This is a genomic window from Amycolatopsis sp. NPDC033938 (assembly GCF_055575975.1).
Genome location: NZ_JBVIRO010000011.1, coordinates 277423 through 293135 on the forward strand (window position 1 = coordinate 277423; position 15713 = coordinate 293135).

Genomic DNA, 15713 nt, shown 5'->3' on the forward strand with positions numbered 1-15713 from the left:
GAGCATGTTGGAGCGGTAGACGGAGAGGGGCGCGGACGTGGACTTCCTGCTGCACAACGGTGTCACGGTGCTCGGACAGTGGATTTCCTTCGCCGAGCTGGCGGGGCAGATCTTCGCGCTGGCCGTGGTCTTCCTGGCACAACGCCGCACGCTGTGGACCTGGCCGGTCCAGGTCGGCGCCACCGTGCTGCTGTTCTCGGTCTACCTTTCGGCGCATCTCGGCGGGCTCGCCACCAGGCAGGTCGCGATCCTCCTCATCTCGATCTACGGCTGGTGGGCCTGGTCCCGCCGCAGCGATCCGATCTATGGCGTCGTCGTCCGCAAGGGACGACTCTCCGAGCGGCTGGCGATGCTCGGGGCGTTCGCGATCGGCACCACCGCGATGGCGCTGGTCCTCGACGCGCTGGACGCCTCTTGGGCACCATGGCCGGACGCCGCGATCTTTGTCGGCACCCTGGTCGCCTTCGCCGCGCAGGGCGCGGGTCTGGTCGAGTTCTGGCTGGTGTGGCTGGTCGTCGACGCGATCGGCGTGCCGCTGCAGCTCTCCTCGGGCCTGTACTTCTCGGCCGCGGTGTACATCGTGTTCGCCGGTCTGGTCGTCCACGGCTGGTGGAGCTGGAACCGCACGGCGAAGCAGGTCCGCACCGCCCCCTCCAGCGCCACCACGGCCTCCGCCTGACCCGCAACGCGTGAGGGTCAGCGCATGGTCGCGTGCGAGGGCTTGAGGTCGGCGAGGGTACGGACGCCCAGCAGCTGCATGGTCCGGACGATCTCGGCGCGCAGGATGTCCACGCACCGCTGGACCCCGCGTTCGCCACCGGCCATCAGGCCGTACAGGAACGCGCGCCCGATGAGCACCGCGTCGGCGCCGCGCGCGATCGCGGCCACGATGTCACCGCCGGAGAGGATGCCGGTGTCGACCCACACCTCGGCGGTGCCCTGGATCTCGTCGAGTACCGCCGGGAGCAGTTCGATCGGGGTCGGCGCGCGGTCGAGCTGACGGCCGCCGTGGTTGGACAGCAGGACCGCGTCGGCGCCGTGCTTGACCACGTCACGCGCGTCGTCGACGTTCTGGATGCCCTTGACCACGAGTTTGCCCGGCCAGGTCTGGCGGACCCAGTCGAGGTCGTCGAAGTTCAGGGTCGGGTCGAAGAGCTTGTTGAGCAGCTCGGCGACCGTGCCGTCGAAGTTGCTCAACGACGCGAAGGTCAGCGGCTCGGTGGTCAGCAGGTTGAACCACCACGCCGGATGCATCGCGCCGTCGGCGAACGTCTTGAGGGTGAGCGCGGGCGGGATGGTCAGCCCGTTGCGGACGTCGCGCAGCCGCGCGCCCGCGACCGGGGTGTCCACCGTCAGCATGAGCGTGTCGAACCCGGCGGCCCAGGCGCGATTCATCAGATCTTCGCCCGCCTTGTGGTCGCGCCAGACGTAGAGCTGGAACCACTTGCGGGCCTCGGGCGCGGCCGCCGCGAGGTCTTCGATCGACGTCGTCGCCATGGTCGACAATCCCATCGGGATGTCGTTGCGCTGCGCGACGCGGGCCACCGCGGACTCGCCTTCGTGGTTCATCATCCGCGTGAACCCGGTCGGCGCGAACGCGAACGGCAGCGCCGAACGCTTGCCGAGGATCTCCCTGCTCGTGTCCACATCGGACACGCCGCGCAGGACGTTCGGGTGGAATTCCACGCTGCGGAAGGCCTGCCGGGCGCGGCGGAGGCTGTCTTCCAGCTCCGCGGCGCCGTCGGTGTAGTCGAACGCCGCCCGCGGTGTCCGCTTGCGGGCGATCATCCGCAGGTCGGCGATCGTGTGCGCGCTCGCCAGCCGTCGTTCGGTCGGGTTGAGCACGATCGGCTTCGGCCGCAGGATCTGCTTCAGCTCACTCGGCTTCGGCAGTCGACGCTTGGTCACACGCTCACCCTTCCCGCTTTCCAGTAAACATCCGATGTCTCAGCCTAGCTGGTCCGGTGCCGGATGCAATGAACGGGACTTTCATTGCAAAATTTGCAATGAAAGTCCCGTTCATAACATGGCTAGGCGCTGCCGGAGTCCGACAACTGCGGACCCGCGGCGGCGACGTCGTCGAGGCGGTACTTGCGCGCCGCCTCCGCCACCTTCGCCTGGTCGAACTCGCCGCGCTTGGCGAGCGCGCTCAGCGTGCCGACCACGATCGACTGCGCGTCGACCAGGAACTTCCGCCGGGCGGCCGGGCGGGTGTCGGAGAACCCGAACCCGTCGGTGCCCAGCGTCAGCATGTCGGCAGGCACCCACGGGCGGATCAGATCCGGTACCGCGCGCATCCAGTCCGACACGGCGACGACGGGGCCGTTCACGCCGGACAGCTTCTGCGTGACATACGGCACACGCGGGGAGTCGCCCGGGTGGAGCAGGTTGTCGTGGTCGACCTCGACGGCCTCGCGCCGCAGCTCGGTCCACGACGTCGCCGACCACACGGCCGCGCGGACGCCCCACTCCTCGGCCAGCATCTGCTGGGCGCGAAGCGCGTCCGGCATGGTCACGCCGGACACCAGGATCTGCGCCTCCGGACCGTCGCCCGACGGGGCCTCGGCGTAGCGGTACAGACCCTTGAGCAGGCCGTCGACGTCGAGGTTCTCCGGCTCGGCGGGCTGCTGGTACGGCTCGTTGTAGATCGTCATGTAGTAGAAGATGTTCTCGCCGTTGCCGTCCGGCCCGGTCTCGCCGTACATCCGGCGGAGACCGTCCCGCACGATGTGGGCGATCTCGAAGGACCACGCCGCGTCGTAGGCCACGACGGCCGGGTTGGTCGCCGCCAGCAGCAGCGAGTGCCCGTCGGCGTGCTGCAGGCCCTCACCGGTCAGCGTGGTGCGGCCGGCGGTGGCGCCGAGCACGAACCCGCGGGCCATCTGGTCCGCCGCCGCGTAGAGGCCGTCACCGGTCCGCTGGAACCCGAACATCGAGTAGAAGATGTAGATCGGGATCATCGGCTCGCCGTGTGTGGCGTACGAGGTGCCGACGGCGGTGAACGACGCGGTCGAACCCGCCTCGTTGATGCCCTCGTGCAGGATGACGCCCTTTTCGGACTCCTTGTAGGCCAGCATCAGGCTCGCGTCGACCGACGTGTAGGTCTGGCCGTGCGGGTTGTAGATCTTGGCCGTGGGGAACATCGAGTCGAGGCCGAAGGTGCGCGCCTCGTCCGGGATGATCGGGACGATCCGCTTGCCGATCTCGGAGTCCTTCGCCAGCTCGCGGACGAGCCGGACGAACGCCATCGTGGTGGCGACCTCCTGCTTGCCCGAGCCCTTGCGGATGCCTTCGTAGACCTTGTCGCCGGGCAGCACGAGCGCCTTCGCGGCCTTCGGGCGGCGCTCCGGCAGGAACCCGCCGAGCGCCTTGCGGCGGCCGATCATGTACTCGATCTCCGGCGATTCCTTGCCCGGGTGGTAGTACGGCGGCAGCTTCGGGTCGCGCTCGAGTTCCTCGTCGCTGATCGGGATGCGCTGGGCGTCCCGGAACAGCTTGAGGTCGTCGAGGGTGAGCTTCTTCATCTGGTGCGTGGCGTTGCGGCCCTCGAAGGACGGGCCGAGGCCGTACCCCTTGATGGTGTGGGCCAGGATCACCGTCGGCTGGCCGTGGTGCTCCAGCGCCGACTTGTAGGCCGCGTAGACCTTGCGGTAGTCGTGCCCGCCGCGCTTGAGGTTCCAGACGTCGGCGTCGGAGAGGTCCTTGACCAGCTCCTTCGTCCGCGGGTCGCGGCCGAAGAAGTGTTCACGGACGAAGGCGCCGTCGTTGGCCTTGTAGGTCTGGAAGTCGCCGTCCGGCGTGGTGTTCATCAGGTTGACCAGCGCGCCGTCACGGTCGGCGTGCAGCAGCGAGTCCCACTCGCGGCCCCAGATGACCTTGATGACGTTCCAGCCGGCGCCGCGGAAGTACGACTCCAGCTCCTGGATGATCTTGCCGTTGCCGCGCACCGGACCGTCGAGCCGCTGCAGGTTGCAGTTGATCACGAAGGTCAGGTTGTCGAGGCCTTCGCCCGCGGCCACGTGGATGAGGCCGCGCGATTCCGGCTCGTCCATCTCGCCGTCGCCGAGGAACGCCCAGACGTGCTGATCGCTGGTGTCCTTGATGCCGCGATCGCGCAGGTAGCGGTTGAACCGCGCCTGGTAGATCGCGTTCATCGGGCCGAGCCCCATGGACACTGTGGGGTTTTCCCAGAATTCCGGCATCAGCCGCGGGTGCGGGTACGACGGCAGGCCGCCGCCCTCACCGGCGTGCGAGTACTCCTGGCGGAACCCGTCCAGCTGGCTCTCGGTCAGCCTGCCCTCGAGGAACGCGCGGGCGTAGATGCCGGGGGAGGCGTGACCCTGGATGAAGATCTGGTCGCCGCCGCTGGAGTGGTCCTTGCCGCGGAAGAAGTGGTTGAAGCCCACTTCGTACAGCGCCGCGGACGAGCCGTAGGTCGAGATGTGCCCGCCGACGCCCACACCGGGACGCTGCGCGCGGTGCACCATGATCGCGGCGTTCCACCGGATGTACGCGCGGTAGCGGCGTTCGATCTCTTCGTCACCGGGGAACCAGGGTTCGTTCTCGGTGGGGATGGTGTTGACGTAGTCGGTCGACGTCAGCGCCGGAACGCCGACGTGGCGTTCCCTGGCCCGCTCGAGGATGCGCAGCATCAGGTACCTGGCGCGCTGCTGACCACCCCTGGCCAGCGCCTCGTCGAAGGAGTCCAGCCATTCGGCAGTCTCCTCCGGGTCGATGTCGGGCAGGTGCGCCGCCAATCCGTCACGGATGACGCGGACGCGTGCCGGGGTCTCCTTGCCGGAGGCGCCGTCGTTCTGCGGGGCCAAGGGGTCTCCTTGCGAAAGGTGGTAGCTGGTTGTGCTCGTACGCGGGCGTGTTCGCCTTCCATCGTCGTACTCGGATTCCGTTCACGTCACCGCTACTGATCGGTAACGTTCGCGGACCCGATTGCGACACGCCTCGCGCGCGCCTGTATTCGCGCGCGCGTTTTCTCCCCCACCCTAAAGCAGGGCTCTCCGGGGTGCCCAAGTGCGCCTGGATTCGCCTCGCGCGAGTAGGCCGAATGTCCGTACGCTGCGACACGAGTTGTTCAAGATCCGGTGTGGACGGTTGCGCGCAGCGCCTCACCAGTGTTCGCTAACGGGCATCGTGTACCCGAGTGTGGTGCCCGCCCGGTCGATCCGGCCGAGGCGACATCACGCTCCGTCGTAGTTGGAGGAGTGACAGCAGTGGTCGCCGCGGGAGACGCTGATCAGAACAGCGTCGCCGAAAGGCTTGGGATCAAGCCGGACATGGTGGTCCAGGAGATCGGCTGGGACGAGGACGTCGATGACGATCTTCGTGCGGCGATCGAGGAGCAGATCGGTGGCGACATCCTCGACGAGGACGCCGACGAGGTCATCGACGTGGTGCTGCTGTGGTGGCGCGAAGACGACGGTGATCTCGGAGACACGCTGATCGAGGTCCGGACCCCCTTGAACGAGAACGGCGTGATCTGGGTGCTGACCCCGAAGACGGGACAGCCCGGACATGTCGAGCCGAGCGAGATCGCCGAAGCGGTGCCGCAGGTCGGATTGGCGCAGACGGCCAACATCAGCGCCGGCCCCAAGTGGGCGGGTACCCGGCTGGTGTCGCCGAAGTCGTCCAAGACCAAGCGGTGACCTCGAAGGCCGTGCGATCGACACGATAGGGTTGTCGACGCAGGCCCCTGTTCGCTCTTGAGAGGAAACCGCCGGTATGGCCGTCGAGGTCGGATCGCAAGCCCCGGACTTCACGCTCAACGACTACAACAAGCAGGCCGTGACGCTGTCGTCCTTCCAGGGCGAGAAGCCGGTCCTGCTCGTGTTCTACCCGTTCGCGTTCAGCGGTATCTGCACCGGCGAGCTGTGCCAGCTCCGTGACGAGTTCGCGGACTACGACGGTCAGGGCGTCCAGGTGATCGGTGTGTCCGTGGACACGCCGTTCTCGCTCAAGGCGTGGGCCGAGCAGGAGGGCTACCAGTTCCCCCTCCTTTCGGACTTCTGGCCGCACGGCGAGGTCGCGAAGGCCTACGGCGTCTTCAACGAGGCGGCCGGCCTGGCCACCCGTGGCACCTTCCTGATCGACAAGAACGGCGTCGTGCAGTTCGCCGAGGTCAACCAGCCCGGCGAGGCTCGCGACCAGCAGGCGTGGAAGAAGGCCGTGGCCTCCTTGGCCTGAGTCTTCACCGGTGGCACCCTCGCGGTGCCACCTCCCGGGCGCATAGCTCAGCGGGAGAGCACTCGGTTTACACCCGAGCGGTCGTAGGTTCGATCCCTACTGCGCCCACCAGTCGCTTTGTGCCGACGAGTGTGTGAGGCTCCAGCGTCGTGACGATCCTTGCGCGTGATCTTGTGCTGGAGCGGTTCCGGTGGCTTGGTGGGCATGCGGACATGTGCCCGCTGTTCCGGGATGGCGATGCCTTCAAGGTGATCGTCCGAGCTCTGGTGGCGCCGTTCCGTGACACGGGAGTCACGGCTGTATGCGGGATCGAGTCGCGGGGATTTCTGCTCGGAGGGGCTGCGGCGTTGGAACTCGGCGTGGGCTTTGTGCCCGTGCGTAAGGCCGCCGGGATGTTCCCTGGCGAGAAGCTCGTCCGGGAAACGGAGCCGGACTATCGGGGGTTCCGGCACTCGCTGCGGATCCAGCGGGCGTCGTTGGGGCCGGCCGACCGAGTCCTGCTCGTGGACGACTGGATCGAGACCGGAAGCCAAGCTCTCGCGGTTCGAGAGCTGGTGGAGGTTGCGGGTGCCGAGTTGACCGGATGTGCTGTTGTCGTCGACCAGATGGGCTCTGACGCCAAAGCGATGCTGGGGAGCTTTCGTGCACTCGTGACCAGCGAAGAACTCCCTGATGCCTGATGGCACAGTCGCCTGCGGGGTGGCGTTGCCGGATGACAGCCGATAAGCGATGCCGAATCCGGTCACCGAAAACCCGGCGACAGCCCGCAACCGTGGGGATAGCGTCGGCCGCATGCACGACACTCTGACGTGGCGGCCGCTCGTTCCCGAGGACGCCAAGGCGTCGGCGGACCTCCTCAACGCCATCGAGACCGTGGACCGGATCGGCGAGAACTACACCGAGGAGGACACCCTCCAGGAGTTGATCGACCCGTACGCGGATTTGGAGCGCGGGAGCCTCGGTGTCTTCGACGGCGACGTGATGGTCGGCTTCATGAAGATTCGCTTCAAGCCGTCCGCGGAAGAGGTCCACCGGGTCTTCCTGGACGGCGGGGTGCATCCCGCCCATCGCCGCCGGGGTATCGGCACCGCGCTCGTGGAAGCGGGGGTCAAAGCGGCGAAGGTGCTGCATGAACTGCATCACCCGGCCTCGGAGCTCGCTGTCGACATTCACCGTCCCGAGCGCATCCCCGGGCTGGCCGAACTCGCCCGCTCGCAGGGTTTCGTGCCCGCTCGCTACTTCCAGCGCATGGAGCAGCCGCTCGGGGACGCTCTCGGTGCTCCGGCGATCCCCGAAGGGCTGCGGGTCGAGCCGTGGTCGGAGCGGAACGACGAGGATTTCCGGATGGTCAGGAACGAGGCGTACCGGGACTACTGGGGCGCGGTGCCCATGCCCGTCGAGCTTTGGCGGAACAAGATCACCAACCAGACTTTCCAGCCCGAGGTCAGCTTCCTGCTCCGGGAGGTGGCGACCGGCGCTCCGGTGGGCATGTTGGTGACCATGTACTGGGAAGCCGATACGGAAGCCACCGGAGTCCGCGACGCGCACTTCATGGCCATCGGAACGCTTCGCGAGTACCGGAAGCGGGGTGTCGCCGGCGCGCTGATGGGATACGCGCTGCGGGTCGCCGCCGGACGGGGTTTTGACCGCGCCAGTTTGACCGTGGACTCGGCGGACGCGTCCGGGGCTTTCGGGGTGTTCGAGAAGGCAGGTTTCGTACCGACGATGCGGTTCGTGCGCTGGGCGCTCGAAGTCTGAGGCATCCGCAAGACACGTGAAGGCCCCCTTCAGCGCGCTGGTCGCGATGAAGGGGGCCTTCACGCACCCCCAACCCCTGTGGAACGCCTTCGGTTTCGGCGGTCTGGTCTGCCCCCTCGGCAGGCCAGACCGCCGGTGCGCCGCGCCGCGGGTGGCGAACTTTCGGCTGCACAAGAAAAGAGACGGTCGGGACTGCCCAGATACATCAAGATCGGCGGCCATTGGAGTGATCCAGACCACTAGGGGTGATCACGGAAAGCTACGAAGTCCGTGAAGGCCTCCTTCCCTACCTTGAGAGTAGGGAAGGAGGCCTTCACGGATGAGCACGTCGTGCGTCGGCCAGTGTCCCCAATGTGGCATTGGGGACACTGAGCGTCTCCAAGGGGAACCCGCATTTGTGTACCTACGCCTGACCTGGACGAGGGTGGTTCCGTGGGAATCGTTGCCCGGTCTCACCTCTCGATCAACGGAAGATCCGGGACACTCAACGTCCCGGATCTTCCGTTGATCAAGCTCGTGCTCGGTCACGACCGCACCGGCAACCCGCACAAGCGCCATACCAGTAGGTAGACAAATCAATGCCACATTGGGGACAGCGAGCCTGCGGCAGGGCCGCGCCGACACGTCAAGAGCAGCACTGACCAGCAACTCCGCGACTTTGTCGGAACCCTGACCTTGAGAGTAGGGAAGGAGGCCTTCACGGACACGCGGCCCGGGGGCGGCACGCGAGGTGACCACACCTAGGCCCGGGTCATCCTGTTCGCCAGGGTCGACATCGTGTACGCCCCGATGCCCATGACGACTTCGAGAGCGTTCCGCTCGGTGTACCCGTGCCCGAAGAAGGTCTTCAGCGTTTCGTCGTCGACGCCACCGGCGGTCTCGAGCACCGCCAGCGTGAACTGCCGCATGGCTTCCAGTCGCTCGTCGGGCACGGGCTCCTGCGACCGGAGCGCCGTGATGACGTCGTCATCAGCGTTCAGTCCCTTCAGCTTGGCGGTGTGCATCTCGACGCAGATGTGGCAGTCGTTGCGGGTCGCGACGGTCATCACGATCGTCTCCCGCGCGACCGGGTCGAGGGTCGTGCGCTCGAAACTCGCGCTGAGCTTCAGGAACCCGTCGAGCAGTTCCGGTGACGACGCCAGCCGGGCGACGGCGGTGGGGAGGTGGCCGAGATGCCGGATGGTCGCCTCCATCGAGCGACGCGAGGCTTCGGGAGCGGTTTCGAGGGTGTGGTCGGTGAACAAGGCAGCCCCTTAAGATGGTCAACGTGGTTGACGAAAAGGTAAACCAAGTTGTCGATCGAGGCAAGCGGATTTCCGATCCGCCCGGTTTCGAGCTGCCGCTCCTGCTGTTCGCGGGCTTCCGCTCGATCATCGACCGGCTGCACGCCGAACTGGCCGAGCAGGGGCATCCCGACGTCCGGCCGGCGTACGGGTTCGCGATGCAGGCGGTCGGCCGCGACGGGGCGACGGCGAGCGAGATCGGGCGGCGGCTCGGGGTCTCCAAGCAGGCGGCAGGCAAGACCGTCGACAAGCTGGAGCAGCTCGGCTACGTCGAGCGCGCCGACGATCCGGCCGACGCGCGACGCAAGGTCGTGCGGCTCACCGCACGCGGGTACGACTCGCTCGGCCGGTCCGCGGCGATCTTCGATGAACTGCGCAAGGAGTGGGTCGCCGCGCTGGGTGCAGACAGGGTCCGAGCACTCGAAGGCGATCTCCGCGCCATGACGCCGTCGGGCGGCTTCCGGCTCGACGTCGCCAGCTGGTTCGGAGCCTAGAAAGGGCAGCCCGGGTTCGGCGCGTCCTCCGAGAGCGGGCTGCCGTGCGGCAGCACGTAGAGCACTTCCAGCACGATGGGTGTCGTCCCGAGATTCCGTCCGATGTGGACGGTGTCGCTCGGCTCGGTGAAGGCGGCGCCCTGCCGGTACAGGCCATCCAGCCCGCAATCGGCGGAGTTGTGCGTCAGTGTGCCCGCCTTGACGTACGCGTAGAGCGTTCCGTCGTGGTAGTGCCAGCCGGTGTACCCGCCCGGCTGGATGACGACCTCGCGCAGAACGTAGTCGGTGTCCCCGACCGTCTTCTGCTTCAGGATCGTGCCGGTGACCCCGGAACCAGGGGTCGCCTCGGCCGTCGCGGGGACGGCGAAGGCCAGGGCGAGTGTGGCGAGCAGTGTGGTCACAGACCGCAGGCGCATGACGAAAACGGTACCGTGCTCAGCCCTTCCCGAAAGGGCGGCTTTCGGTGCCCGCTTCGCCGCCGAAGCCTCGCCTTCACTGATCCGGGCGTCGCAGGGTTTCCAGATGCCGTCCGAGCACCGTGCGCATCAGCTCCGGCGAGGTCCGCCCGCCCGCCATGGCGAGGCCGTCCAGTAGTGCCGCCAGTCGTTCGGTTTCGACGTCCAGGTCGAGGTCGTCGAGCAGTCCGCCGGCGCCACGCGCGCCGTCGAGAACCCTGCGGACGAGTGCGCGGACGCCCGCGTGCGCGCGCGCGACTTCCTCGGCCAGATCCGGACGGTTTTTCGCGGCGGCGGAGAAGGCCAGCCAGACGTCGGTTTCGGCCCGGGTCTGCCCGGTGAGCGGAAGCAGTTCGCTGAGCAGCGCTTCGGTGAGTTCCTGACGACGTGAGCGCGGGGTTTCCGGATCGAGCAGTTCGGGGAGGTGGCGCAGCAGCCGGGCTTCCACCCGGTCGCCGAGCGCGCGCATGGCGAACACGATCAGCTCGTCGTGGCCGCGGAAGTAGTGCCGCACCGAACCGATCGCGAGGCCTGCCTCGTCGGCCACGCTCCTGAGCGACGCCTGCGCGAGGCCGTCCCGCTGGATCACCCGGAAGACGGCTTCGGCGATTTCCAGGCGTCGGGCCGTGGGGTCGACGATCTTCGGCATGTTGTCTTTATAGCACGCCCCTGCTATTTTATTTAGCACACACGTGTCATAAAAGGGGGAGTTCATGCGGACCTGGTTGTTGATCGCGCTGGTGGTCGCCGTGGTGATCGTGATCGTCGTGCGCAGGCTGCGCGGGGAGCCGCTGGTCGCCCGTGAGGTTTTCGGAGCGCCGATGGTCCTGCTCGCGATCGGGGTCTACGGTCTGGCCAAGCTCGAAAGTTTCACCTTCGCCGACGGGGCCTGGCTCGCACTGGGCTCCGTTGCCGGTTGCGGCCTCGGCGCGGTGCGCGCGGCCACCACGAAACTGTTCGAGCGCGACGGCGTGCTGTGGCTGCGGTACACCGGCTGGACGTTCGGAGTCTGGGTGCTGTCGATGGTGGTGAACTTCGGGATCGGCTTCCTGGCCACGACGGCGGGGGCGCATCCCGACGCGCGGCCGGTGACGTTGTCGATCGGGGTGAGCCTGCTGGGGGAGGCGTTGGTGATCGGCCGTCGCGCGAAGACGACGGGGCTGCCGTACGCCCCGCCGTCCGAGTCCGTGCTTTCCCGCCGTTAAGCCAGTTTCTCGACTTCGCCGACGAGGAGCGAGATCTCGTCTTCGGTGTTGAAGTAGTGCACCGAGGACCGGACCATCGACGGCAGCCCGCGCGCGGTGAAATCGAACTGCGCGGACGTCGCCTCCGCGACGCTGACGTTGATCTTCTTCGTCGCCAGGTGCTGTTTCACTTCCTGCGACGGCGTTTTCGCGACGCTGAAGGTGACGATCCCGCATTTCCGCTCGCCCTGGTCATGGACCTGGACGCCGGGGATCTCGCGCAACGCGTCGCGCAGTTTCGCCGCGAGCGCGGCGACGCGGGCTTCGATGGCGGGCATACCCCAATCGAGGGCGTAGTCGATCGCCGCGCCGAGGCCGTGCACCGCCGCGTGATCGCGTTCCCAGACCTCGAACATCTTCGCGGTCGAATCGACTTCGTAGGTCTCGGGCGCGGTCCACGCCGCCGAGTGGAGGTCGAGCATCGCGGGCTCGACGCGTTCGCGCAGCCGCGGGTGCGCGTAGAGGAATCCGGTGCCGCGCGGCCCGCGCAGGTACTTGCGGCCGGTCACGCTGAGCGCGTCACAGTTCAGGCGCGTGACATCGAGGTCGATCTGACCGGCGCTCTGGCACGCGTCCAGCAGGAACGGGATCCCGGCTTCACGCGCGACCGCGCCGATCTTCTCGGCCGGGTTCACCAGGCCGCCCTGGGTGGGCACGTGGGAGACGGCGATCAGCTTGACGTCACCGTCGATCCGGCGTTTCAGGTCCTCGACGTCGAGCTGCCCGAACTCGTCGTCGTCCACCACCTCGACGACGGCACCGGTGCGCTTCGCCGTCTGCAGGAAGGAGATGACATTGCTCGCGTACTCGGACTTCGCCGTCAGGATCCGGTCTCCCGCCGTGAACGGCAGCGCGTAGAAGACCGCTTGCCACGACCGGGTCGCGTTGTCGGTCAGCGCGATGTCGTCGGGCCGGGCGCCGACCAGCCGCGCGGCCGAGGCGTAGACGCCGTCGAGCCGCTCCACGCTGGCCGCGGCCTGCTCGTAGCCCCCGATCAGGGCCTCCTCGCGCAGGTAGTCGACGACCGTGTCGGTCACCGGCGCGGGTGGCAGCGAGGAGCCGGCGTTGTTGAGGTGGACCACTTCCGCGCAGCCCGGGGTTTCGGCGCGAGCGCGGTGCACATCGAAGTCCGTCATGCCTAACTGAATACAGTACGGCCGAACTGCATGCAATACTGCCCGCATGACGAGGAACCTGCTCCGGCGCGACCTCGCGGAAGAGATCACCGCCCGCGTGCTCGACGGCCGGATCGCCGCGGACAGCCGGATCAACGAGGTGCACCTCGCCCGCGAACTGGGCGTGAGCCGGACACCGTTGCGCGAGGCACTGATCGGGCTGGCCGATCGCGGCCTGCTCGTGTCGGCGCCCGGACGCGGTTTCCTCGTGCCGCCGTTCGACCCCGAAGAGGCCCGGCGGTTGTACCCCCTCGTCGCGGAACTGGAATCGCTCGCGTTGCGCTGGAGTTCGCCGCAGGACCTCGCCGGGCTCACCGGCGGGCTGGACCGCATCGCCGCCGAGATGACCGCGGAACTCGGACGGCAGGGTGATCTGTCCGATTTGGACGAGCGTTGGCACGCGTTGCTGGTTTCTCGCTGCACGAATCCGCATCTGCTGCGCCTGATCGAGCAGACCAAGCCGCTGCTGAAACGCTATGACACCTGCTATTTCGTCGGCGCCGAACGCTCCTTGGAGAGTATCGACGAACACCGCCGGATCGCCGAGGCGATCCGCGCCTCCGACCTCGCGACGGCAGCGGAGCTGCTCGTGCGTAACTGGGTCAAAACGCTGGCATATCTGGAGAACATGGGGTGACGAAGTGTTCGTGACGGCACATTTGAGCGACAACCATCTCGACGGCGGAGATCGCGCGGACGAACGCACCGCGCGCGTGATGCGGTACCTGGAGAACCTGGCGACGCCGGTCGACGCGATCCTGGTGACCGGCGACATCGCCGACCACGGCACGCTCGAGGAGTACCGGCGCGCGGCGGAACTGTTCAAGACCGACGTCCCGCTCTTCACTTGCCCCGGCAACCACGACAAACGCGCCGCGTTCCGCGAAGGGCTGCTGGACCAGGCGCCGGACGACGCCCCGGTCAACGCGGTGCACACCGTCGGCGACGTCACGTTCGTGATGGCCGATTCGAGTATCCCCGGCAAGCCCGACGGACGATTCGACGACGAGACGATGGCCTGGCTGGACGGCGTGCTCGCCGACGGCGACGGCCCCGCTTTCGTCGCCTTCCACCATCCGCCGGTCGAGCTCGGCCTGCCGCTGGTGGACGCGATGCGCCAGCACGGCGAGGACAAGCTGGCCGAGGTGCTCGCGCGCCATCCGCGGGTGGTGGCACTGCTCTGCGGGCACGTCCACGCCGCGACGTCGACGACGTTCGCCGGCCTGCCGCTGCGGTCGGCTCCGTCGGTCGGGTCCAGCATCCTGTTCCCGTGGGAGGAGAACGGTCTCCGGCCGTGGGGTGAAGGCGGGCCGATCGACTACGACCTGCCGCCGTCGCTGCTGTTCCACGTGCTGCACGACGACGGCAGGCTGACCACCCACCAGCGGGTCGTCCCCGCCTAACCGCCGAATACCGGCAGCGTGATCCGAGAAGGGTGCGCGGGGTCGTGGAAGATCTCGAACCGCGCGGGTTTCCCGTCCACCGCGCTGAAGACCGGCTCGTCGGTGCCGTGGTTGCGGGCGAAGCGAGGGAACGCTCCGCCCGCGACCTGCAGCCGTAGCCGGTGCCCGCGCCGGAACCGGTACGCCGTCGGATCGAGGTGCACCTCGGCCGCGACCACGCCGTCCACATCGGACTCAGGGGTGCCGGGACGCAGCCGGAGAATGCCGTCGGTGACGTTGCGGGAGACGCCGCGACCGTCCACATCGCACAGCCGGACGAAGACGTCGCCGTGGCCGAGGTCGGTCCGGACGTGCACCAGCGCGGAGATTTCGCCGATGACGTCGAGATCCCGCTTCAGCCGTTCACCGGTGAAGACGAGCACGTCCTGACGCTCTTCGACGATCTTGTTGTCGCGTTGTTTCCACACTCCCGACAGCAGGGGCCCGCCGACGGTCGGTGTCGGATCGGCGGGGTCGAAGGTGAACGTGGCGGGCTTCGACTCGACCGGCTCGGCGGGGGAAAGCCCGCCGGGGCGCAGGAAGTACGGGGTGGCGTCGGACTTCGGCGGCCAGCTGTCGAAGTCCAGCCATCGCCCGGCGCCCTGGAGGTACAGGCGCACCGGGGCCTGCCTCAGCTGGGCCTTGTCGCCGAGCAGATGGGCGGAGAGGAAGCCGATCTGGTCGCTCACCAGGGTCTTCAGGCTGGCGGGCTCGCCGTGCGCCCACGGGCCGATGGTGATCCGCGGCGCGCGTCCGGCCGCGGCGAGTTCCTTGAAGTCGCGCAGCTGGGCCGAGATGAACAGGTCGTACCAGCCGGTCACCATCGTCACCGGCGTCGTCAGCGAGGCGACCCGCGCGCTGTGATCCGACGGCGCCCAGAAGTCGTCGCCCGGCTCGGCGTGCCCGGTGACGTCCTGAAGGAACCGCACCTGCTTGCCGATGGCCGCGACGTCCGCACCGGAGACCGGGAGGTGCGCCATGGCCTGGCGGGTCTTCTTCGTCTGCCACGGATTCGGCACGCCCGCGAACCGGCCCTCCTGCCGACCGATCAGCGCCGACCACGAGACCATGTTGTCCACGGCGAGGACCCCGCCCGGATAGAAGGTCGAGACGAACTCCGACGCGGTGATCGCGAGGCACAGCGCTTCGAGCGGTTCGTCGAGATACGGCGCGACCGACCATTGCGTATGCCCGAGGTAGCTCGCGCCCGCCATCGCGACCCTGCCGTCGCACCACGGCTGCTCGCGCAGCCAGGCGACGGTGTCGAGGCCGTCCTCCTTCTCCAGGTGGAACGGCCGGAACTCGCCCCCGGAGCCGAAGGTCCCGCGCGTGCTCTGGACGACAGTCTGCAGCCCGTGCCGCGCGAAGGTCTCGCCGAACACCTTGCCGGACAGGCCTTTCCGGCCGTAGGGCGTGCGGATCAGCACCACCGGCCGCGGCTCGTCGCCCGGGACGGCGTAGCGATCGGCGAGCAGCCGGACGCCGTCGGACATGGGGACGGGGATCGCCTTGGTCACCGAAGGGGCGGGGCCTTCCGCCCGAGGGAGGCCGAGTAGCCGGTCGAGGATTCGGTCGAGCACGCGGGGCCGCCTTTCGTGCGGAGGATCACCTTCCGCTTACGACCGTACTCCCGTCACGGATGTCATGAGGGGTCCCCATAGGAC

General features: G+C 67.9%; 16 protein-coding genes and 1 tRNA gene. 10 read left to right on the forward strand and 7 right to left on the reverse strand.

Features of this window, described 5'->3' with window-relative positions:
• Nucleotides 1-37: 37 nt before the first annotated feature.
• Nucleotides 38-679, forward strand: coding sequence for a nicotinamide mononucleotide transporter family protein (locus ACZ5ZX_RS26635; protein ID WP_465504699.1), 642 nt, complete (start codon nucleotides 38-40; stop codon nucleotides 677-679).
• A 17-nt stretch (nucleotides 680-696) separates the two neighbouring features.
• Here ACZ5ZX_RS26635 and ACZ5ZX_RS26640 read toward each other — a convergent pair whose 3' ends face one another.
• Nucleotides 697-1908: an alpha-hydroxy acid oxidase gene (locus tag ACZ5ZX_RS26640; RefSeq protein ID WP_465466534.1), complete on the reverse strand. Its 1212-nt coding sequence runs from the start codon at nucleotides 1906-1908 to the stop codon at nucleotides 697-699.
• A 122-nt stretch (nucleotides 1909-2030) separates the two neighbouring features.
• Nucleotides 2031-4826 carry a pyruvate dehydrogenase (acetyl-transferring), homodimeric type gene (gene aceE / locus ACZ5ZX_RS26645; RefSeq protein ID WP_465504700.1) on the reverse strand — a complete coding sequence of 932 codons (2796 nt, stop codon included), beginning with the start codon at nucleotides 4824-4826 and terminating at the stop codon, nucleotides 2031-2033.
• A gap of 402 nt (nucleotides 4827-5228) precedes the next feature.
• Between aceE and ACZ5ZX_RS26650 the strand changes: the two genes are divergently transcribed.
• From ACZ5ZX_RS26650 to ACZ5ZX_RS26670, 5 genes are all read left to right on the forward strand, one after another.
• Complete coding sequence (locus ACZ5ZX_RS26650; protein WP_061984298.1) at nucleotides 5229-5660, forward strand: DUF3052 domain-containing protein; 432 nt, start codon at nucleotides 5229-5231, stop codon at nucleotides 5658-5660.
• Between the two features lie 76 nt (nucleotides 5661-5736).
• Nucleotides 5737-6198: a peroxiredoxin gene (locus tag ACZ5ZX_RS26655; RefSeq protein ID WP_465504701.1), complete on the forward strand. Its 462-nt coding sequence runs from the start codon at nucleotides 5737-5739 to the stop codon at nucleotides 6196-6198.
• A gap of 36 nt (nucleotides 6199-6234) precedes the next feature.
• Nucleotides 6235-6309 (forward strand) — tRNA-Val (locus tag ACZ5ZX_RS26660).
• Nucleotides 6310-6347: 38 nt separating this feature from the next.
• Nucleotides 6348-6878, forward strand: coding sequence for a phosphoribosyltransferase family protein (locus ACZ5ZX_RS26665; protein WP_465504702.1), 531 nt, complete (start codon nucleotides 6348-6350; stop codon nucleotides 6876-6878).
• 112 nt (nucleotides 6879-6990) lie between these two features.
• Nucleotides 6991-7956, forward strand: coding sequence for a GNAT family N-acetyltransferase (locus ACZ5ZX_RS26670; RefSeq protein WP_465504703.1), 966 nt, complete (start codon nucleotides 6991-6993; stop codon nucleotides 7954-7956).
• A 740-nt stretch (nucleotides 7957-8696) separates the two neighbouring features.
• Here ACZ5ZX_RS26670 and ACZ5ZX_RS26675 read toward each other — a convergent pair.
• On the reverse strand, nucleotides 8697-9200 hold the full coding sequence (locus ACZ5ZX_RS26675; RefSeq protein ID WP_465504704.1) for a carboxymuconolactone decarboxylase family protein: 504 nt from the start codon (nucleotides 9198-9200) through the stop codon (nucleotides 8697-8699).
• 14 nt (nucleotides 9201-9214) lie between these two features.
• Between ACZ5ZX_RS26675 and ACZ5ZX_RS26680 the strand changes: the two genes are divergently transcribed.
• On the forward strand, nucleotides 9215-9733 hold the full coding sequence (locus ACZ5ZX_RS26680; RefSeq protein WP_465504705.1) for a MarR family winged helix-turn-helix transcriptional regulator: 519 nt from the start codon (nucleotides 9215-9217) through the stop codon (nucleotides 9731-9733).
• Here ACZ5ZX_RS26680 and ACZ5ZX_RS26685 read toward each other — a convergent pair.
• Together ACZ5ZX_RS26685 and ACZ5ZX_RS26690 are read right to left on the reverse strand one after the other, a co-directional pair.
• Nucleotides 9730-10149, reverse strand: coding sequence for a cupin domain-containing protein (locus ACZ5ZX_RS26685; RefSeq protein WP_465504706.1), 420 nt, complete (start codon nucleotides 10147-10149; stop codon nucleotides 9730-9732). The two genes, ACZ5ZX_RS26680 and ACZ5ZX_RS26685, sit on opposite strands and share 4 nt — an antisense overlap.
• Nucleotides 10150-10225: 76 nt before the next feature.
• Complete coding sequence (locus ACZ5ZX_RS26690; protein WP_465504707.1) at nucleotides 10226-10837, reverse strand: TetR/AcrR family transcriptional regulator; 612 nt, start codon at nucleotides 10835-10837, stop codon at nucleotides 10226-10228.
• Between the two features lie 64 nt (nucleotides 10838-10901).
• On the opposite strand from ACZ5ZX_RS26690, the gene ACZ5ZX_RS26695 reads away from it, so the two are divergent.
• Entirely contained in the window at nucleotides 10902-11393 is a 492-nt protein-coding gene (locus ACZ5ZX_RS26695; RefSeq protein ID WP_465504708.1) for a DUF1453 domain-containing protein, read from the forward strand.
• On the opposite strand, the gene ACZ5ZX_RS26700 is transcribed toward ACZ5ZX_RS26695, so the two are convergent.
• Nucleotides 11390-12568 carry an aminotransferase class V-fold PLP-dependent enzyme gene (locus ACZ5ZX_RS26700; RefSeq protein WP_465504709.1) on the reverse strand — a complete coding sequence of 393 codons (1179 nt, stop codon included), beginning with the start codon at nucleotides 12566-12568 and terminating at the stop codon, nucleotides 11390-11392. The two genes, ACZ5ZX_RS26695 and ACZ5ZX_RS26700, sit on opposite strands and share 4 nt — an antisense overlap.
• Nucleotides 12569-12614: 46 nt before the next feature.
• Between ACZ5ZX_RS26700 and ACZ5ZX_RS26705 the strand changes: the two genes are divergently transcribed.
• A complete protein-coding gene (locus ACZ5ZX_RS26705; protein ID WP_465504710.1) occupies nucleotides 12615-13244 on the forward strand; it encodes a GntR family transcriptional regulator in 630 nt (209 codons plus the stop codon).
• Nucleotides 13245-13248: 4 nt separating this feature from the next.
• Nucleotides 13249-14010, forward strand: a complete 762-nt coding sequence (locus ACZ5ZX_RS26710; protein ID WP_465504711.1) for a metallophosphoesterase — start codon at nucleotides 13249-13251, stop codon at nucleotides 14008-14010.
• Here the strand turns inward: ACZ5ZX_RS26710 and ACZ5ZX_RS26715 are convergent.
• Nucleotides 14007-15629, reverse strand: a complete 1623-nt coding sequence (locus tag ACZ5ZX_RS26715) for a CocE/NonD family hydrolase (protein WP_465504712.1) — start codon at nucleotides 15627-15629, stop codon at nucleotides 14007-14009. The two genes, ACZ5ZX_RS26710 and ACZ5ZX_RS26715, sit on opposite strands and share 4 nt — an antisense overlap.
• Nucleotides 15630-15713: the final 84 nt, after the last annotated feature.